Here is a 19,107-nt window from a genome sequence, read left to right as displayed (position 1 = left end):
CTTGCACTGGGACTCAGAACTTTGGAGCAAAACCCTGAAACTGTGCGCACCATTGTCTCTTGGGATTGGATTGTGAGCTCCTTGATTACTTCATTTATGAAGTAGAAATGGAATTACAACCACTGAACAGCCTTGACCTTGTAATATTGCATGGAAAAGCATGCAACAACTGCCTTCAATACCCATCGACTGTCGTGAACTACGTGATCGAAGGTGTGGCATTGTATGGGGTGCATACAAAGACTGGAGTCGCCGGCACGGTAGCCCTTAGGTACGACAGGACGGAAAGATATCCGAAAGTTGAAGTTCAAGAGGTGACCGGTATTAACAACGCCCCCGCAGTGGTTGACCTATGCAGATTGGCGCAGTGCCTCGCTGAGTCGTGGACTACAGCGGAACAAGGAGCTAACTGGGCTGCTTATGAAGACCAGTGTCGTAACTGGCGAGGTCTGCTTGAGTGCCGCCCCCAAATTCTTGCGTGATGGATAATTTAGTCATGAACCAAACCCTATTTGAACTTTACACACGACAAAAACCGAAGATCCTTGATGTCAAGTCGCGCTGTACCGGCAATATGGAGGGACCTTTTCTCATTTCTCCAAATGATGCTTATTGGGTATCGACTACCAAGGTTGCATTCGTTGGCCAAGAGACTAACGGCTGGGCCAGTCAGTCCGACATTGCACTTCAAATGGCCGAATACACTGACTTTAATTTAGGTAAAGACTATTACTCCAGTCCATTTTGGAACGTGATTCGAAAGCTGGAAAGTGCACTGACAACCTCTACTTATTCATCGGCATGGCTAAATCTCCATCGATACGATCAAGAGCGTAAACGTCCGTCTACAGGCAATCAACGTATCTTGTCAGAACTTGATTTCCTCTTGCTTGAAGAGCTCAGGCTTATCGCGCCAGACGTAATAATTTTTCTCACCGGTCCAAGCTACGATTTGCGGATAACTGAACTACTGCAAGCGAAGCAAATTCCAATCGAAGGATTCACTGTCCGTCAACTTTGTAAGATCGAGTCGCCGACCTTGGGAGGCAACATATTTCGTACTTACCACCCGAACTTTCTGCGCCGCTCTGGTCTTGAAAAAAGAGCTATCGAGTCGATTTGTGTGAACGCCAGTAAAAGTAAAAAACGCTAAATCTATGACTAAGCCTGTAATTGGAAGCATTTAGGCGGAGGGGATTTTATTGATGTGTCTAACCGCATCGCCAAACCCCCGCAACCACCAATCGAGCATATCCGTATCCACTACCGTCGCCGTAATCTCGTAGACGTTATCCAGCTCCACCACTTGCTGGTCAAGAGACAGCGGGCACTCCACCACATGAAGCCCGGCTTCTTTTGTTATCCGAAAACTCAGCCGAATCTTCGTGCCGTCGCCGTAGCCAAAGCGTCCAGCGTCATCGAATTGCTTGAGGTCGAAATCCTTGGGACGTTCAAAAGTCAGGGTTGACGCTTTGGCCCATACAAAGCGGTGCAGCGCCAGGCAGCGTTCGTTGTCGTAGCCCTCATACCTGCAAACGAGATACATGCGAGGTCCTTGCTGGGCCAGACCCAGGGGCATAACCCGAGAAGTTTTTCTGTCCCCTTCGGCATTTTTATAGTCAACGTCTAACCACTGGTTGCCGTAGAGCGCGTCGCTGACTTGCTGAAAAACGTCGGCATCGATTTTGGGCGGTAGCAGCGGCTGGCTGGTGCTGACCACGCGCACTTTGTCCAGCCACTCGCGCTCGCGCTGGGTCGTGCCCTTTTCATCCAACTGCCCGCGTGCCTGCCTGAAGAAGCCTTGCATTGAATTCATCAGTTTGGCTGGCAGCAGATTGCGCAGTTGCTGTTCGGCCAGTGTGAGTAGCAAGGATTCCTGAGCGCTCAACCCGGGTAGAGACAGCCCTCTGGCACTCTCTTTCCAGCGATAACGATAGGGCTTGCTGCTGTCATCCCTCTCAATGTCATAGAACGCGGTCAGTGTTTCCAACTGGCGCTGAATAGTGCGCATCTCACGCTCGTAGCCAGCCTCTCTCAGTTGGTGATGCAACTCCGGCGCTGTGATCGTTCGCCCCTTGGGAATGCGCCGCAAAAGCTCATGCGAAAGCTGTAGTGTTTCCAGCGAGCCTGGTCGTTTGGGCATAGGTCAGACCTTCAGTTCAGTACGTCCTGCAAACACCTGCCAAAGGCGAACCATGGCGTAAGTATCGAGCTTGCAGTAGGCCAGCAATTGTTGTTCGATCTGTTTTTTCCGTTCAGCGCTGGTGTCGGGATGGATCGCCTCCAGGAAAGCCTCCATCGCCATGCCGCCATCCCGCACGCCGTCAAGGGCGTCGTAGCGCAGTTCCGGCGCCACGGCAGGCAGCACCTTTTTGATGCTCCAACTGCCTTGCTGGCTGGGATGATAGTAGCGCTCGCGTGCGATGGACAGCAGATCGACCACCCGGGCGTTGATGGCCCGCAGGTCCTGACTCAACGGCGGATAACGGATTGCCAGCTCGCTCATGCGCGCCGTTTCAAACCCGGCGTTGTACACGTATACAGGCCCACTCTGACTACAGGCGGTGATCAATGCACGGGCAAAGGGCTCGGATGGGTCATTACCCGAAATATCGAGGAATTCAGTGTGATCAAGCTGACCCGAAGAGGATAAGGTGTGCAGGCTGAACTGGAAGGTGTTCTGCTGATAGGGGCGCGTGCCTTTCCAGATCGGCACGGCAAACTGGATGGTCTCGAAGTCGAGAAAATGCGCGGGCAGGCTATGCGCAGCCAGATCCGCTGCGGCACCGACCGCATCGAAGAACACCGTATTGGCCAGGGTGTGGGTTTTTACCCGTTGCTGCCTGGCGTTGAGAAAATCGTCTGGCACGTTTCTGAGGTCGATCACGCCCTGCTCGGCGAGTGTTGCCGCTTTAGCACCGATGTAGGGCAGCCAATAGACCGGGTATTCCGCTTTCGGCTCGTCACGGCTGCAATAGTCGTAAAAGCCGCAGGCAAAAGGCGTGTCGCAATGCGCTCCTATTTCGATAGCTGGTTCTACAGGACTGGCGCTGACAAGCTGCGCCTGGGCAATCCAGGATTTGACTTCTTCGGTTCTTGAGAAAGCTTCTGCTGTTAAATCGTTTTCTTTCAAGAGCCCGCAGTAGTCCCCGTCACCCGGATAAGTCCACGAACTGTCAATGTGAGCCAGTGAAATGGACTGCAGCGCAACGCCAGCGGATTGGGCTACAAAGGCTTGCACGGCCACGTCATCGCGGTGGTAGTCCTTCACGCTGGTGGATGATTTGACTTCCACCATGCGCCAGACCCGTTGGCCGTCTTGTTGTTCAGGCAGCATGACGTCGGCGAAGGCCAGGGCACCACCGGCTGAGAAACCGGCTTCAAAGATGGGTTGTGCTGCGTGGAGCAATTCGGCGCTGCGCTCAAACGCACGCGCAAAGCCCTCGGTCTGTACATCGATCAGAGCACCAAGATTCTCGGGGTCGTAAATGCGTTGTGCCAACTCACCGACCTGATGACCTGTCTGAAAAATAGCCTCGGTACTTGAAGAGTCTTCCCGCAGATCACGGCGATGCACCTCCAGCCATAAACGCTTTTGACACTGGCGGAGTGCCATCAGTTTTGATTTTGAAAAAGTGCGCATAGGGACTTGTCTGGATACGGAGCTTGCTGGTTCAGTTTTGATTCGAAGTTAATTGTTTGCTTGAGTGCGACATTTTGTGTCGCAAACAATCGGGCAAAGAATTTGCTACTCCGAACATGAACGCTCCCTCGTTCCCGTTGCGTCAGGTTTTCAAGTAAACCTGTGTTTTGCGCATCCTCGTACCCAGCTAATGTTGATCAATCAGGTCACATCGTCTTGTTGGCGATCTGCGAGCGCAGTTGCACAGGCGTGCGCCGAGGCCCAGGCCCACTGGAAGTTGTAACCACCGAGCCAACCGGTGACGTCCACCACTTCGCCAATGAAATACAGGCCTGGCTGCTTCGACTCCATCGTCTGGGACGACAGATCGCGGGTGTCAATACCGCCCAGCGTGACCTCGGCCTTTTTGTAGCCCTCGGTGCCCGTCGGTATCAGCTGCCAGTCCTGCAGGCGGTCGGCCAGGGCGGTCAGGGCCTTGTCGGTGGCGTCGTTGATGGGTTTTTGCCAGGCCGCATCGCGGCTGACCCAGGCGTCGGCCAGTCGGCTGGGCACCAGCGCCGCAAGCTCATTGGCGATCAGTTTTTTCGAGCTGGCCTTGGCGCGCCGCAGCAGGGTGGGCAGGTCCACGCCGGGTGCGAGGTTGATGCGCACTGGCTGGCCTTCGCGCCAGAAGCTGGAGATCTGCAGCACTGCCGGGCCGCTCAGGCCGCGATGCGTGAACAGCAGGTCTTCGGCAAACACGGCGGCTTTTTTGCGCTGCTTGGGCGTGGCGTCCGGCGCACCGGTTTCGATCAGCACCGGCAGCGCCAGGCCGGAAAGCTGGGCGTAAGGCGTCCAGGTCTCACCGTCAAAGGTCAGCGGCACCAGACCAGCGCGCGGCTCGACCAGACGCAGGCCGAACTGTTTGGCGATGCGGTAGCCAAAATCAGTCGCGCCTATCTTGGGAATCGACAGACCGCCGGTGGCAACCACCACCTGCGGTGCTTCAATCAGGCCCCGGTCGCTCTCAATTTGATAGCTGCTTGCGCCCGTCTGTTGAAGGCTGGTGATGCTTTTGATGCTGCAAGGCTGCCAGCGCGTGACCCCACCGGCCGCGCACTCGGCCAGCAGCAGGTTGATGACGTCCTCGGCCGAGCGGTCGCAAAACAACTGGCCTTTGTGTTTTTCGTGGAAGGGAATCTGGTGGCGCTGTAGCAGGGCGATAAAGTCCTGCGGCGTGTAGCGCGACAGGGCAGAGCGGCAGAAGTGCGGGTTCTCGCTGAGGAAGTTCGCCGGTGTGGTGTCGCGATTCGTGAAGTTGCAGCGGCCGCCGCCCGAGATGCGGATTTTCTCGGCGACTTTTTCGCTGTGGTCCAGCAGCAGCACCTTGAGGCCGCGCTGGCCGGCCAGGCTGGCGCAGAACAGGCCTGCGGCGCCAGCTCCCACCACCACCACATCAAATTTTTGAGTCAAATCGGCCTCCAGCCCATATGGGACGGGCGCGAGCAGCTATCAAAAGTAGAGCAACTCAAGCCGTCCGGGACAGGCGAGTGTAGCCGGGCAGTGCTCTCAGGCCGCGCGAAAAAGTGCCGGGTTTTCGGCAGCGGCCGCAATACCGCTGACCACGTTGCCGACCACGATGACCGACGGGCTGGCCAGGCCGGACTCGCTGATGGCTTCAGCCAGTTGGCCGAGCGTGGTGGTGATGTGGCGTTGTGTGGGCAACGAGGCGTTCTGGATCACGGCCACTGGGGTAGAGGCGGGCAGACCCGTCAGCAATTCGCTCTGGATACGACCAGCGCCGCTGACGCCCATGTAAATCACCAGGGTCAGTTTGGCCTTGAAAGCGGTGTTGGCCAGCATGCGCCAGTCGGTGCCTTCGTCGCCCGGTTTGGCATGGCCGGTGACAAACACCACACCGTGGGCATGCTGGCGGTGCGTCAGCGGCACGCCCAGCGCGCTCACGGCGGCCAGGCCGGCGGTGATGCCGTTGATAACCCGCACTTCAATGCCGGCGGCGCGCAGCTGCTCGACCTCTTCTCCGCCGCGCCCGAAGATGAAGGGGTCACCACCCTTGAGGCGCACCACGTTTTCGCCTTCGCGCACGGCCATGATCATGAGCTTTTCAATGAACTCCTGCGGCGTTGATTTGCAGCCGCCGCGTTTGCCAACGTGAACAATGCGCGCGTCTGGCCTGGCATAGGCGACGATGTCGTCACTGACCAGATCGTCCACCAGCAAAACGGTTGCCGCCTGGATGGCCTTGAGCGCTTTGATAGTCAGCAGCTCCGGGTCGCCCGGGCCCGCACCCACCAGGGTGCAGTGGCCGTTTGAAGAAGGAGTGTGTTTGCCGCTTGTCATAGTTGCAAAGTTAATTGCAAGATATGTTCCACCTGCCGTGTTATCGATGCTGGCACGGCGTGTGAGCCCGACATCACCGCGCGGATATAGACGGCGGTGCTGTTGCTGTCAATTTCTAGAGGCAGGTCGGGCACGCTGGCCAGTGTGCCGGGCTGGGCCTCCTGCAGCAGCGTGCGTTGTCCGCCGATGAATGCTTCCATCTGCGGCGTGCGGCGTGCATCGGCCACCACCTCGCCCTCGGTGCCGCGCAGCAGCAGGGCGTTGGCTGCCGTCAGCTCAAAGGTCTGGCCCATCGAAATCGCATATTCAGGGTGCGTGTAGCTGCTGACCACCAGCGCCTTGCCCAGGCAGGGGTTCATGATTTTGACCAGGCTGTGCGCCGGGTTGCGCAGGCCGACAGCGCGCCGCACGTCCAGCAGGCGCTTGAGGCCCGGGCACAGCAGTTCTGTGGGGGCAAATACCACTTCGCCATTTGCTATCGTTTTAATAGCTGCTTGCGCATGTACATCAAGGGCTGCAAGCACATTTGACGTAAATACCCGGCTGGACTCGGTGGCGGTGCCATGCACCAGCACCGGCAAGCCTTCACGCGCCAGCAGCAGCGCCAGCAGGGGCGTGAGCACCGGCAGCTTGCGGGCGCCGTTGTAACTGGGCAGCACCACGGTGGGCCTGTCACTGGCCGGAAAACGATACATGCGCTGGTAGGTGGCGTCCAGAAAACCCGCCATCTCTTCGGGTGTTTCGCCTTTGATGCGCATAGCCAGGCAAAAGCCGCCAATCTCCAGGTCGGTCACGCTGCCATCGAGCACCTGGCCGAACAGGTCTGCCGCCTGCTCGCGCGTGAGCGGCCTGGCGCCGTCTTTTCCGCAGCCTATGACCTTGATGTACTGAGCGATGGACATGCGTGATTGTCGGCGAAGGCAGATAACTTATTCGTTATGAGCTTAAGCGCACCCGACAGGGCCCCGATCAGGCGAGGACCTTGATCGGAATCACGGTGCGTTCGCCACCGGCGGTGGGTGGGGGCAGGTGCCGGGCTTCGGTCGCAGTCCGGACGATGCGTTTGATCTCGGGCACGCAGGAGCCGCAGTTGGTGCCGCATTTGAGCTTGTCTTGCAGCAAACGCAGGCGGTCGGCATCGCTGGCCAGATATCCGGCGCCGCCTGCCGCCTGGGTGATCTCGTTCAGGCAGGTGCCGATCTCGGTATCGCTCACGCTGAAGCAACTGCACACCGGCTTGCCGCGCGTTTGCAGCGCTACCGGCGCCTTGCCCCCGGGCAGCAGCAGCAAGCGGCCATAAGCTTGGGCCGGCAACTCGTCCTGTAGCAGGGTCTTGATCCAGGCTTGTGCGCTGATGTCACCGGCCAGCACAAAGCCGGTAAGTTCGGCCTCTTCGTGTTGTTTGCCCTTGCGCACCAGTCGTGCCGTGCGGTGCTGGCCTTTCTTTTTATCTACGTAACGCAGCGCGTCGGCGCCATCCAGGCCGAGAATGTTTTCTATTTTTTCCAGCAGACCTTCGGGGGGTGCTTCAAAACCGGCTGCGCGAAACAGCAGGCCGGTGCGCTGGCGGCCCGCTTCTCCCAGCGGCACCTCGTTGGAAAACGGCACACAACTGCTGAAGGTAAAGCTGGCCATCAAAGGCTTGAGCTTTTCTCGCGCCGTCAGCACCTGGTCATCAGACAGCCAGGCCATGGCCAGCAGCGACCATGGCAGTTCAGCCTTGAGAATTTTGATCGCAGCATGTTTGAGCTCGGGTTGTTTGGAGCTGGGGCAATACGCCGAAGTGGTCAGCGCGTTGACACCGGCCAGCCGCTCGCCCTTGCTCGACAAGCCGCTCAGGTAGTCGTCGCCCCAGTGCATGGCCATAAAGGCCTGGCTGACCGCGACTTCGGGTGAGGCCTGTAGCGGCACCACGATGGAGCCGCGTTTGGAGGTGACATGCACCAAGTCGCCGTCCTTGAGCAGGCGCCGCGCCATGTCCTGCGCGTTCATCTGGATGGCCGGTTCGGCCACATGCCCAAACAAGCGGCCCAGCGTGCCGGTGCGGCTCATGCCATGCCACTGGTCGCGCAGACGGCCGGTGGTCAGTGAGAAGGGAAAGCGTGATTCGCGCGGCTCGGCCACCGGCTTGTACACGGTGTTGACGAAGCGGGCCTTGCCGTTTTCGGTTGGAAAAATACCGTCTTCGTACAGGCGCACCTTGCCGCTGGTTTCGCCTTCGAGCAGCGGCCACTGCTGCGGCGCGGCTTCGAGCATGGCGTAACTCATGCCGGTGATGTCGAGGTCGCGCCCGCGTGTCGATTCGCGGTGTTCGTTCCAGATGTTTTCCACGGCGGCAGTCTCGTCGCCCGTGGACCATGGAAACAGCGTGCTGATTTTCTGCACCGGCAGGAGTTTTTCCAGGCGCTGCGCAAAGGCCACGGCAATCGACCAGTCATGCCGCGTTTCCGCCGGTGCAGACACTGCGGGTCGCACGCGGCTGATGCGCCGCTCGCTGTTGGTCACAGTGCCGGTTTTTTCGCCCCAGGTAGTGGCTGGCAGCAGCAGGTCGGCATAGTCGCAGGTGGCGGGGGTGGCAAAAGCCTCTTGCACCACCACCAGCTCGGCGCGCTCGAGCGCCCGCCGCACCGTGGCCTGATCGGGCATGGACTGGGCCGGGTTGGTGCAGGCTATCCACAAGGCCTTGATCTCGCCGTCAGCCGCCGCCTGGAACATCTCGACCGCAGTTTTACCCGGCGTCTCGGGCACCGAGGGCACGCCCCACAGGGCAGCCACTTCGGCACGGTGCTGCGGGTTGGCCAGATCGCGGTGTGCACTGAGCAGATTTGCCAGGCCGCCGACCTCGCGCCCACCCATGGCGTTGGGCTGGCCGGTCAGCGAAAACGGTCCGGCGCCCGGCTTGCCGATCTGAGCGGTGGCCAGGTGCAGATTGATCAGCGCCGCGTTTTTGGCGGTGCCGCTGCTGGACTGGTTCAGGCCCTGGCAATACAGGCTTAGCGTCGCCGCCGAAGTTGCAAACAGTTTTGCGGCTGTGAACAGGTCCTCTTTTTTGATGCCGCAGGTGTCCGCCACGATGTCGGGCGTGTAGTCGCGTACCGTGGTTTTCAGCGCGTCGAAACCGCTGGTGTGGGCTGCAATGTAGGCGGGTTGCGTCCAGCCTTCCCACAGCATGATGTGCAACATGCCGTTGAACAGCGCCACATCGGTGCCGGGCTGGATCGGCAGGTACAAATCGGCGATGCCTGCGGTGTCGGTGCGGCGCGGATCGCAGAAGATGATCTTCATCGCCGGGTTGGCGGCTTTGGCGTCTTCGATACGCCGGAAAAGAATCGGATGGGCATAGGACGTGTTGCTGCCGACGATGAAGATGCATTGCGCGTGGTTCACATCGTCGTAGCAACTGGGCGGCGCGTCGGCGCCCAGCGTCTGCTTGTAGCCCGCGACCGCGCTGCTCATGCACAGGCGGGAGTTGGTATCGACGTTGTTGGTGCCTATCAGGCCCTTGGCGAGTTTGTTGAAGACGTAATAGTCTTCGGTCAGCAACTGGCCCGAAATATAGAAGCCGACGGCATCCGGTCCGTGCTCGCGGATGATCTGCGCAAACTTCTCACTGGCGAAATCCAGCGCGCTGTCCCAGCCTATGCGTTGCGGCGTGCCGCCCCGCTGCTCACGCCGCATCGGATGCAGCAGCCGGGTTTGCCGGGTGACGATGTTGGACGCGGTCAGGTGCAAGGTAGAGCCCTTGGTACACAACCTGCCGAAGTTGGCCGGGTGGTCGGGGTCGCCGCGCACACCCGTGATTTCATCACCCTGCGATTCAATGATCACGCCACAGCCCACGCCGCAGTAAGGGCAAGTCGAGCGCGTCTGTTTGACTCCCTCTCCCCCTGGGAGAGGGTGGGGGTGAGGGCTCCCCGTCTTGGCCAAAGTCACGCAGCTACCCTCACCCTAACCCTCTCCCAGGGGGAGAGGGGACAAGACCTGGGGGCCGGCCACCGGCACTGCCAGGTCCAGGGCCAGCGTGGCCAATTCAGCCGGGTCCAGCATGACCTGACCGCCATCGACCCTGCAGGCGAACTTTGGCGTGCAGCCTTCGTCAGCGCCCTGGGCGCAGCCGTCGGCCAGGCCTATGGTCCAGTTGTGCAGCGGGCAGGCCACGCTGGTGCCGAACACAATGCCCTGGCTCAGCGGGCCGCCTTTGTGCGGGCAGCGGTCCAGCAGGGCAAATACCTGGTCTTCAGAGTTGCGGAACACCGCTACATCCACGCCGCGCGGGCGAGCCACGCGGCGCGAGCCGAGCACAGGGATGTCTTCCACCCGGCAAATCACAGTCCATTCATTCGTCTTCATGCCGCCACCCCCGCGCTTTCCAGTTTGGTGAACTGCCGGGTATCGACCGCTGCTTCCTTCAGCTCAAACCACGGGTCGGGCTCACCGTCCAGGGCAAACTGCAGCCGTTCCCACAGGGCTTTGCGGCCCTCGTGGTCTTCAAGAATTTTTTTCTTCACATAGTCCAGGCCGACGCGATTGACGTAGTGCACGGTGCGCTCCAGGTACCAGCCTTCCTGGCGATACAACTCGCAGAAGGCGCCGGTGTACTCCAGCACCTCGGCGGCGGTTTTCAGCTTGGTGAAGAAGTGTGCGACTTCGGTCTTGATGCCGCCGTTGCCGGCGATGTACATCTCCCAGCCGGAATCGACGCCGATGATGCCCACGTCCTTGATGCCGGACTCGGCGCAGTTGCGCGGGCAGCCGCTGACCGCAAACTTGACCTTGTGCGGCGCGTACATGCGCCACATCGCGCGCTCCAGGTCCTTGCCCATTTGTGTGCTGTCCTGGGTGCCCATGCGGCACCACTCACTGCCCACACAGGTTTTCACCGTGCGCAGGGCCTTGGCATAGGCATGACCGGAAGGCATGCCGATGTCTTTCCAGACATTGACCAGGTCTTCCTTTTTCACGCCCAGCAAATCGATACGCTGCCCGCCCGTGACCTTGACCGTCGGGATTTTGTATTTGTCCACCGCGTCGGCAATGCGGCGCAGCTCGCTGGCCGTGGTTTCGCCGCCCCACATGCGCGGGATCACGCTGTAGGTGCCGTCTTTCTGGATATTGGCGTGGCTGCGCTCGTTGATGTAGCGGCTTTGCGGATCGTCCTTCGCCTCCTTGGGCCAGGTGCTGATCAGGTAGTAATTGATAGCTGGGCGGCAACTGGCGCAACCATTGGGCGTCTTCCAGTCCATGAATTTGAAGGTCTCTGCAATCGTGAGCAGCTTGTTGTTGCGGATCGCATCACGTACCGCCTGGTGGCCGTGGTCGGTGCAACTGCACATGGCCTTGAGTTTGGGGGTGGCCGAGTAGTCGCCGCCGGCGGTGGCCATCAAAATCTGCTCGACCAGGCCGGTACAGGAGCCGCAGGACGCGCTGGCCTTGGTGTGTTTGCGCACCTCGTCCAGCGTGAACAGGCCTTTTTCCTTGATGGCCTTGCAGATCGTGCCCTTGTTCACGCCGTTGCAGCCGCAGACCTCGGCCGAATCCGGCATGGCAGCTGCCTTGCTGTGGCCTTCGTGGCCAGCGTCGCCAATGTTCGACTCGCCAAACATCAGGCGGTCGCGGATGTCGCCCACGCTGCGGCCATCGCGCAGCAGTTTGAAGTAATAGCTGCCGTCTACCGTGTCGCCGTACAGGCATGCGCCTATCAGTTTGTCGTCCTTGATGACGAGTTTTTTATAGACGCCGCCGAAGGGGTCGCTCATGACGATTTCTTCCGTGCCCTCGCCACCCATGAATTCGCCAGCAGAGAACAGGTCAATGCCGGTGACCTTGAGCTTGGTCGATGTCAACGAGCCGGTGTAGCGGCCAATGCCGAACTGCGCCAGGTGGTTGGCCGCGACCTTGGCCTGCTCGAACAGCGGCGCCACCAGGCCGTAGGCGATGCCGCGATGCGCCGCACATTCTCCGACCGAATAAATGCGCGCATCCGTGACCGTCTGTAGGGTGTCGTTGACCACAATGCCCTTGTTGCAGTGCAGGCGCATTGTTTCGGCCAATTCGGTGTTGGGCCGTATGCCGACGGCCATCACCACCAGGTCTGTGGCCAGCTCGCTGCCGTCCTTGAATTTGATACTGGTCACACGGCCATCGGCGCCGCCCACCAGCTCCTGGGTCTGCGCACCCATCAGGAACTTCAGGCCCCGGTCTTCCAGCGACTTCTGTAGCAGCTTTCCCGCCACGCTGTCGAGCTGGCGCTCCATCAATGTCGGCATGACATGCACCACACTCACATCCATGCCGCGCAGCATCAGGCCATTGGCGGCCTCCAGGCCGAGCAGGCCGCCGCCTATGACCACCGCGTTTTTGTACTTCACCGAGGCGCAGATCATCGCGTTGGTGTCGGCAATGTCGCGGTAGGCGATCACGCCCTGCAGGTCCTTGCCGGGGATCGGCAGAATAAAGGGGTTGGAGCCGGTGCACATCAGCAGGCGGTCGTATTCTTCTTCGGTGCCGTCGTCAGCGCGCACGATGCGTTTGATGCGGTCGACTTCGACCACTTTTTTGCCGGCGTGCAGCGTGATGTGGTTGTCCTTGTACCAGTCCCAGTTGTTCAGGACGATCTCGTCCAGCGTCTGCTCGCCGGCCAGCACCGGGCTGAGCAGAATGCGGTTGTAGTTGGGGTGCGGCTCGGCGCCGAAGACGGTGATGTCGTACAGCTCGGGCGCGACCTTGAGCAATTCTTCGATGGTGCGCACGCCGGCCATGCCGTTGCCGACCATCACCAGTTTTGATTTTTTCATCGGATCACTCCAGATTGATTCAGTGTGTTCACCGCAAGCGCCATGCCAACCCGGTGCAAGGTGCGTGCCCCATGAAGCCAGGACAGGCTTGCTCTGAGTTGTGAAGAGGCATGGCGGATGTGCGGTGGTTGCAGACGCGCGAAAGCCGACCGAAGACGTCAAGGCGGCAGTCACATTGAGTAGCGACTGGCAGCACGGTTGCTCAGACCAAGAAAAACGCTATCAATGACATAGCTTGTCACGCCTGTAACCAAGGGACCAGAGCCCTGGTTGACCCTTGATGGTGGGCTGTTTAAACGGTTTCCCACGCTACCAGGTTTGGTAGTAAATGAAACCTTCAGGCTGGGGTAAGGGTGAGCCTTCACCCGCCCGGCTGCATCGTGTTGCGCCCGCCAGCTCAGCGGTTCACCCGGGTGATGAATCATTGGGCGCACCAACTTCGGGCGCAAAACTTGCTTACATTGGTGCATGGCATTTGAAATAGATATTGGCTTCACGTCGCTGGCGGGCCGCAAAAGCATCAACGAAGATTTCTGCGCGGCCATGCTGCCCGATCCGCTGCAGCAGGGCATGGGCTCCATCGTTGCCATTGCCGACGGCGTGAGCACCGGCGGCATGGGCAAGGAGGCGGCGCAAACCACCGTGACCAGTCTGGTGCGCGACTATTACGGCACGCCTGAAACCTGGGACACCACGGTGGCCCTGGACCGCATCATTGGCGCGCAAAACGCCTGGCTGGCCGGGCTGAACCGGCGCCGCCACCCTTTGATCGGGCTGACCACGCTGACGGCGCTGGTGCTGCGCGGCCAGTCTTACGCCCTGGCGCATGTGGGGGACACCCGCGCCTACTTGCTGCGTGAAGGCCGCATGACGCAGCTCACCACCGACCATGTGATGGACCACCCAGACCTGCGGCACCAGTTGCTGCGCTGCGTCGGTGCCGAAGACCGCCTGGTGATGGATTACACCCAGGGCGACCTGCAGGTCGGCGATGTGTTTGTGCTGCTGTCCGACGGCGTGCACAACGTCATGTCCGACAAAAAACTCCAGGTGCTGGCCGGGGCGGACGGGCAGGCCCATGCAGAGGATCAGGCGCAGCGCATCAGCCGCCAGCTGGTCGATGCGGCGCTGGCAGCCGGCACGCAGGACAACGTCACTGCCCTGGTGGTGCGCGTGCTCGGTTTGCTGGACGCCACCCTGGATGACGAGAACCGCCGGGCGCAGGCACTTCCCGTACCCGCCAGGCTCAAGCTTGGCGACAGCCTGGACGGGCTGACCATCACGGCGCTGGTGGCTGACAACGGCGTCAATGTGCTTTACCAAGCCAGGTATGTGGCCCCCACGCTTGTCACTTCGTGTACCTTCGGCGGTGCGCTGCCCCTTGTCCAGGATAAGGGGGCGCTGCGCCTGCGGCCCGGCGAAGCCGGTTCCGCGGCCCCGGCTGATAAAGAGGGGACCCCCTCACCTGGCAAGCTTTACGCCATCAAAACCCTGCACCCGGCGCGCGCGCATGACCCGCAAGAGCGCGCCATGCTCGCGCACGAGGCCTGGCTGGCCAGGCGCATGCGGTCGTCGCGCGTGGCCGGCCACCTGGTTCAGATTCATGACCGTTTGCCCGGCGGTGGCGAGCTGGGCGCGTTTTACCTGCTGTACGACTGGCACGCCGGCGAAACCCTGCAGCAGATGCTGGACCGCCAGCACCGCTTCGGACTGCCGCAGGTGCTGTCGCTGGCCACGCAGGCGGTCACGGCGCTGGGTTTGCTGCATCGCCAGCATGTGATCCACCGTGACATCAAGCCTGCCAACCTGCACCAGGGCGAAGATGGGGTGTTGCGCGTGCTGGACCTTGGCGTGGCGCTGACCGGGCGTGAGCCCGAGGCCATGCGCAAATTACACGCCGGCACACCGAGCTACATCAACCCGGAGCAGTGGGGTTTCAGCAGCCGGGCGGCAGCCGTGGGCAAGGACGGCCCGGAAGAAATGGCCGATGCGCAGAGCGACCTGTTTGCGCTGGGCGTCACCTTGTACCAGTTGCTCACCGGCAAGCTGCCGTATGGCGAGGTGTTGCCCTACCAGGCGGGACGTTATTACCGCGACCCCACACCGCCCAGCCGGCACAACCCCGAGGTGCCGATCTGGCTGGACCATGTGGTGCTCAAAGCCGTGGCGCGCGACAAGCGCCAGCGATTCGAAACGGCAGAAGAGCTGCTGCTGGCCATCGAACGCGGTGCCTCGCGCCTGCTGACCGCACTTCCGGCAACCCCGCTGATTCAGCGTGACCCAGTGGCACTGTGGAAGATCGCTCTGGTGCTGTCGGTGCTGCTCAATGGCCTGCTGGTTTACTGGCTGCTGTTCCTGCCGAGGTAGGGGGCGGCGGTGCTGGTGCGAAATTGTGTCTGATAATGCGCTCATGAACCCCGCATTGACCCCTCAACTTCCGAAGATCGCAGCACTCTGCGAGCTTTATGGCGTGGCGCATCTGGAGCTGTTTGGTTCTGCGGCTGGGGCGGGGTTTGACGCAGCGTCCAGTGACTACGATTTTTTGGTTGAACTCGACTCGCAAGCGCCGGGATCGCGGGCGCGGCGCTGGATTGATCTTGCAGACGCGCTGGAGCGATTGTTGGGCCGCCATGTCGATCTGGTGAGTCCACGCTACATACGCAATCCCTATTTCATTCCATTTCTACTTCATAAATGAAGTAATCAAGGAGCTCACAATCCAATCCCAAGAGACAATGGTGCGCACAGTTTCAGGGTTTTGCTCCAAAGTTCTGAGTCCCAGTGCAAGCTGCTCCTCCAGCGCGTCAAGGCTGGCAAAGACCCGATTGTGAAAGAACTTCTCGCGCAACTCATCCCAGACGTGTTCTATCGGGTTGAGCTCTGGCGCGTAAGGCGGCAGCTTCAAAAGGTAGATATTGTCTGGCGCTTTGAGCATCCCGCTTCGGTGCCAGCCCGCCCCATCAATCACCATCACGATGCGCTCATCCGGGTGACGCCTGGACACCTCATCCAGGAATAGCTGCATACAGTAGGTATTGACATGTGGCAGGATCAAGCTGTCCAGCTCCCCCGTACAAGCATCCACTGCCCCGTAGGCGTAGCTGTACTCGTGGGTCAGCATGGCTTGGCACATAGGCCGCATTGGATAAGGCGCCCAGCACCTGCGCACGTCCGAGATACGGCCAAAGCGCGCCTCGTCCTGAAACATCAGCTTGATGGCTTGCCCGCCTGCCCAGTCTTGGATGACCTCGCGGAGGATTTTAGGGAGTTTTTTTTCCACTCCGCTTGAGCCAAGGGATCACTTTGAGGGTGGCGCTTGTCAGGCACCAGCTTTCGCCAGTCGTGGCGGTGCAGCAAGTTGTAGGTTGACGATAGCGCTACCGTACGGCCCAAACGCTTGTCCAATGCGGCTTTGATCTGGCCGACCACCAAGACCCCGCCGGTTTGAGCTTGCTCAATAAAGGGAGCCAAAAACTCGCGTTCTTGCTCAACACTCATGTTCTGGCGTTTACGCCCGCCAGGGGCAGGCGCACCGCCAGCACCAACGAAACGCCCAGTAATGAAGCGGCGCCGAAGCTGGCAAGCCCAGCCCAGTGATACACCTATGACTTGCGCAGTCTGCTCCAGGCTCAGGCCATACAGCAAGGGCAGCAGTACGGCTTGCGCCTGGCGCAGCTCATCCATCGTTGTGGCTTGCGAGATCGCTATTTGCGCAATTTCGATCGTCTCATCATCCCCGGTAACTGGACGTGCCATGACTTTCTCCATCAAGTATGATGGAGGATATTATTGCACTAATGTTGTGGAAATGGAATGAAATGTTCAGGCGGCAGATGTCGGGCGTACTGCTCAAGGACGAAAGCGGCGTCGATCCGGGCTTGCCTGGCACAGCAGCACGCGGCAACTTTCTGCTAGGCGGCCCTAGCTGAAATCCCACTGCTTCTTGGCGCCCAGCACCGCATCGGGGTAGGGCGCCTTGCCACGCGAGCCGTTGTAGCGGCCCAGGCCCATGAACAGGTCGCCTTTTTCCCGGTCCAGGTAGTGGCGCAGGATCACGCAGCCGAAACGCAGGTTGGTCTGCATGTGAAACAGCTTGCCGGCATCGCCGTCGCCGATCACACGTGCCCAGAAAGGCATGACCTGCATGTAGCCGCGCGCGCCCACACGACTGACCGCGAACTTGCGGAAGTTGCTCTCGACCTGAATCAGGCCCAGCACCAGCGCCAGATCCAGCCCGGCGCGCTTGCTTTCGTACCAGACGGTCTGCAAAAACTCCTTGCGGATCTGCCACTCGGGTTTTTTCTTGTGCAGCCGGTCGCTCATGGCGCCCAGCCAGCGCAGGTAGGCCAGTCGGCTTTCGGTATCACGGAACTCCGGAATCGGCGGCGCCTGGCTGGCAATGGCCGAACTCAGAGCCGTGCGCACCGAATCGATCAGCGGTTCCTCGATCTGCGCGCCGGCGCTGGTTTGCTCTGAAATTAATAGCAGTAAAGCCCCGCCTGACAAGGACTGGAGGCACATTCTCCTTGCAGGATTGACGAGGTCGGGCGCCGCTGCCCTCATGCGGCGAGTTTGCCCTTCAGGAACGCAAAGACCTCGCCGACCGCCACATTGCTGGAGGCCGTGTCGCGGCGGTGCTGGTACTCGATCTGGCCTTCCTTGAGGCTGCGGTCGCCGATGGTGACACGGTGCGGCACGCCGATCAGTTCCCAGTCGGCAAACATCGCACCCGGACGTTCGCCCCGGTCATCGAGGATCACGTCCACGCCGTCAGCGACCAGCTCGTCATGCAGTTTTTCCGCCGCAGCTTTGACATCTGGGAAGCGGTCCGGGCTGATCGGGCACAGCACCACGGTGAAGGGCGCAATCGCGTCTGGCCAGATGATGCCGCGCTCGTCGTGGTTCTGCTCAATCGCAGCAGCCGGCAGGCGCGTGATGCCGATGCCGTAGCAACCCATTTCCAGAAATTGCGGCTTGCCGTTTTCGTCGAGAAAGGTGGCATTCATGGCCTGGCTGTATTTGGTGCCGAGGTAGAACACATGACCGACCTCGATGCCGCGCTCGATCACCAACACGCCTTTGCCGTCGGGTGAGGCATCGCCTGCGACCACGTTGCGGATGTCGGCCACGAGATCGGGCTCGGGCAGGTCGCGGCCCCAGTTGACGCCAGTGAGGTGAAAGTCAGGCTCGTTGGCGCCACAGACCCAGTCGGCCAGGGCGGCAACTTCACGGTCCACCACCAGCTTGACCGGTTTTTGAAGATTCAGTGGGCCGAGGTAGCCCGGCTGGCAGCCGAAGTGGTCTTCAATTTCGGGCAGCGTTGCAAAGCGGAAACCTGCCAAACCGGGCACTTTGCCGACCTTGACTTCGTTCATGTCGTGGTCGCCGCGCAGCAGCAGCAGCCAGACCTGGGTTTTTCTGACCTTGCCGGTCTCGTCGAGCTCGTCGGTGGCCAGCACCAGCGACTTGACCGTGGTCGCAAGCGGGATGGCCAGCAATTCGGCCACCTCGCCGCAGGTCGCCTTGCCCGGTGTGGCGGTTTTGGTCATTCGCTGCGCCGCCGCGCGGCGCTCGCCCTGGGGCGCCAACGCCTCGGCTTTTTCCATGTTGGCTGCGTAGTCGCTGCCCGGGCAATAAACAATCGCGTCTTCGCCGGTGGCGGCAATCACCTGAAATTCTTCGCTGAGGTCGCCGCCGATCGCGCCGCTGTCGGCTGCCACCGCGCGGTAGCGCAGACCGAACCTGTCGAAAATCCGGCGATAGGCGGTCGCCATGACCTGGTAACTGGCCTTGGCAGCCGTCGGGTCCCGGTCAAAACTGTAAGCGTCCTTCATGATGAATTCGCGCCCGCGCATCAGGCCGAAGCGCGGACGGCGCTCATCGCGGAATTTGGTCTGGATCTGGTACAGGTTTTTCGGCAGCTGCTTGTAGCTGCGGATATCCTGTCGCATCACGTCGGTGATGACTTCCTCGCTGGTCGGCTGGACTACAAAATCGCGGCCATGGCGGTCCTTGATGCGCAGCAACTCAGGCCCCATGGATTCAAAGCGACCGGTCTCCTGCCAGAGCTCGGCGGGCTGGACCACCGGCATGCTCATCTCGACGGCGCCGGCGCGGTTCATTTCCTCGCGCACGATGGCTTCGACCTTGCGGATCACGCGCAGCCCCATCGGCATGTAGTTGTAGATACCGGCGCCCAGTTTCTTGATCATGCCCGCTCGCGTCATGAGCTGGTGGCTGACCACCTCAGCGTCCGCAGGCGCTTCCTTGAGCGTGGAAATAAAGAACTGGGATGCTTTCATGGCTTGTTTTTCTGGGCTTCGTGAAGTT

The 19,107-nt window shown here is 60.4% G+C and carries 15 protein-coding genes; 3 read left to right on the top strand and 12 right to left on the bottom strand.

From position 1 onward, the window contains the following. The first annotated feature begins 496 nt into the window (after nt 1–496). A complete protein-coding gene (locus Q8O29_RS06260) occupies nt 497–1,153 on the top strand; it encodes a hypothetical protein (RefSeq protein ID WP_305561194.1) in 657 nt (218 codons plus the stop codon). Between the two features lie 30 nt (nt 1,154–1,183). Here the strand turns inward: Q8O29_RS06260 and Q8O29_RS06255 are convergent, their stop codons facing one another. The 8 genes from Q8O29_RS06255 to nirB form a co-directional block, all read right to left on the bottom strand. Beyond that, nucleotides 1,184–2,143, bottom strand: a complete 960-nt coding sequence (locus Q8O29_RS06255; protein ID WP_305561193.1) for a YafY family protein — start codon at nt 2,141–2,143, stop codon at nt 1,184–1,186. Between the two features lie 3 nt (nt 2,144–2,146). Further along, nucleotides 2,147–3,616, bottom strand: a complete 1,470-nt coding sequence (locus tag Q8O29_RS06250; RefSeq protein ID WP_305561192.1) for a DUF2779 domain-containing protein — start codon at nt 3,614–3,616, stop codon at nt 2,147–2,149. A 228-nt stretch (nt 3,617–3,844) separates the two neighbouring features. Then, entirely contained in the window at nt 3,845–5,095 is a 1,251-nt protein-coding gene (locus tag Q8O29_RS06245) for an NAD(P)/FAD-dependent oxidoreductase (RefSeq protein ID WP_305561191.1), read from the bottom strand. 96 nt (nt 5,096–5,191) lie between these two features. Next, nucleotides 5,192–5,983: a uroporphyrinogen-III C-methyltransferase gene (gene cobA / locus Q8O29_RS06240; RefSeq protein ID WP_305561190.1), complete on the bottom strand. Its 792-nt coding sequence runs from the start codon at nt 5,981–5,983 to the stop codon at nt 5,192–5,194. After that, nucleotides 5,980–6,885 carry a DNA-binding protein YbiB gene (ybiB, locus tag Q8O29_RS06235; protein WP_305561189.1) on the bottom strand — a complete coding sequence of 302 codons (906 nt, stop codon included), beginning with the start codon at nt 6,883–6,885 and terminating at the stop codon, nt 5,980–5,982. Before ybiB ends, cobA begins: the two co-directional genes overlap by 4 nt. 67 nt (nt 6,886–6,952) lie before the next feature. Next, the gene (locus Q8O29_RS06230) at nt 6,953–9,811 is read right to left on the bottom strand and encodes a molybdopterin-dependent oxidoreductase (protein WP_371134160.1); all 2,859 of its coding nucleotides are present in this window, start codon (nt 9,809–9,811) and stop codon (nt 6,953–6,955) included. Nucleotides 9,812–9,931: 120 nt separating this feature from the next. Then, nucleotides 9,932–10,333 carry a nitrite reductase small subunit NirD gene (gene nirD / locus Q8O29_RS06225; RefSeq protein ID WP_305561188.1) on the bottom strand — a complete coding sequence of 134 codons (402 nt, stop codon included), beginning with the start codon at nt 10,331–10,333 and terminating at the stop codon, nt 9,932–9,934. After that, the gene (gene nirB / locus Q8O29_RS06220; RefSeq protein WP_305561187.1) at nt 10,330–12,777 is read right to left on the bottom strand and encodes a nitrite reductase large subunit NirB; all 2,448 of its coding nucleotides are present in this window, start codon (nt 12,775–12,777) and stop codon (nt 10,330–10,332) included. Before nirB ends, nirD begins: the two co-directional genes overlap by 4 nt. A gap of 468 nt (nt 12,778–13,245) precedes the next feature. On the opposite strand from nirB, the gene Q8O29_RS06215 reads away from it, so the two are divergent. Further along, on the top strand, nt 13,246–15,144 hold the full coding sequence (locus Q8O29_RS06215; protein WP_305561186.1) for a bifunctional protein-serine/threonine kinase/phosphatase: 1,899 nt from the start codon (nt 13,246–13,248) through the stop codon (nt 15,142–15,144). A 43-nt stretch (nt 15,145–15,187) separates the two neighbouring features. After that, nucleotides 15,188–15,475, top strand: a complete 288-nt coding sequence (locus Q8O29_RS06210) for a nucleotidyltransferase family protein (protein WP_305561185.1) — start codon at nt 15,188–15,190, stop codon at nt 15,473–15,475. On the opposite strand, the gene Q8O29_RS06205 is transcribed toward Q8O29_RS06210, so the two are convergent. From Q8O29_RS06205 to Q8O29_RS06190, 4 genes are all read right to left on the bottom strand, one after another. Then, nucleotides 15,461–16,057, bottom strand: coding sequence for an IS630 family transposase (locus tag Q8O29_RS06205; RefSeq protein ID WP_305561184.1), 597 nt, complete (start codon nt 16,055–16,057; stop codon nt 15,461–15,463). The two genes, Q8O29_RS06210 and Q8O29_RS06205, sit on opposite strands and share 15 nt — an antisense overlap. Then, nucleotides 15,985–16,533 carry a winged helix-turn-helix domain-containing protein gene (locus Q8O29_RS06200; protein ID WP_305561183.1) on the bottom strand — a complete coding sequence of 183 codons (549 nt, stop codon included), beginning with the start codon at nt 16,531–16,533 and terminating at the stop codon, nt 15,985–15,987. Before Q8O29_RS06200 ends, Q8O29_RS06205 begins: the two co-directional genes overlap by 73 nt. A 165-nt stretch (nt 16,534–16,698) precedes the next feature. Next, on the bottom strand, nt 16,699–17,298 hold the full coding sequence (locus tag Q8O29_RS06195; protein ID WP_305561182.1) for a lytic transglycosylase domain-containing protein: 600 nt from the start codon (nt 17,296–17,298) through the stop codon (nt 16,699–16,701). 38 nt (nt 17,299–17,336) lie between these two features. Next, nucleotides 17,337–19,079 (bottom strand): proline--tRNA ligase, encoded by a 1,743-nt coding sequence (locus Q8O29_RS06190; RefSeq protein ID WP_305561181.1) that lies wholly within the window; start codon nt 19,077–19,079, stop codon nt 17,337–17,339. Nucleotides 19,080–19,107 lie beyond the last annotated feature (28 nt).

It is taken from the genome of Polaromonas sp. (assembly GCF_030689685.1).
Lineage (GTDB): Bacteria > Pseudomonadota > Gammaproteobacteria > Burkholderiales > Burkholderiaceae_C > Polaromonas.
The sequence above is the reverse complement of the archived record's forward strand: the minus strand, read 5'-3'. Positions and strand labels throughout refer to the sequence as shown.

Bases quoted from the DNA above. Each gene is read 5' to 3' on its own strand.
- Q8O29_RS06250 (WP_305561192.1), bottom strand. From the start codon at position 3,616: ATGGCACTCCGCCAGTGTCAAAAGCGTTTATGGCTGGAGGTGCATCGC.
- nirB (WP_305561187.1), bottom strand. From the start codon at position 12,777: ATGAAAAAATCAAAACTGGTGATGGTCGGCAACGGCATGGCCGGCGTG.
- nirD (WP_305561188.1), bottom strand. From the start codon at position 10,333: ATGAAGACGAATGAATGGACTGTGATTTGCCGGGTGGAAGACATCCCT.
- Q8O29_RS06190 (WP_305561181.1), bottom strand. From the start codon at position 19,079: ATGAAAGCATCCCAGTTCTTTATTTCCACGCTCAAGGAAGCGCCTGCG.
- ybiB (WP_305561189.1), bottom strand. From the start codon at position 6,885: ATGTCCATCGCTCAGTACATCAAGGTCATAGGCTGCGGAAAAGACGGC.
- Q8O29_RS06215 (WP_305561186.1), top strand. From the start codon at position 13,246: ATGGCATTTGAAATAGATATTGGCTTCACGTCGCTGGCGGGCCGCAAA.
- Q8O29_RS06195 (WP_305561182.1), bottom strand. From the start codon at position 17,298: ATGTGCCTCCAGTCCTTGTCAGGCGGGGCTTTACTGCTATTAATTTCA.
- Q8O29_RS06210 (WP_305561185.1), top strand. From the start codon at position 15,188: ATGAACCCCGCATTGACCCCTCAACTTCCGAAGATCGCAGCACTCTGC.
- Q8O29_RS06260 (WP_305561194.1), top strand. From the start codon at position 497: ATGAACCAAACCCTATTTGAACTTTACACACGACAAAAACCGAAGATC.
- cobA (WP_305561190.1), bottom strand. From the start codon at position 5,983: ATGACAAGCGGCAAACACACTCCTTCTTCAAACGGCCACTGCACCCTG.
- Q8O29_RS06200 (WP_305561183.1), bottom strand. From the start codon at position 16,533: ATGGCACGTCCAGTTACCGGGGATGATGAGACGATCGAAATTGCGCAA.
- Q8O29_RS06255 (WP_305561193.1), bottom strand. From the start codon at position 2,143: ATGCCCAAACGACCAGGCTCGCTGGAAACACTACAGCTTTCGCATGAG.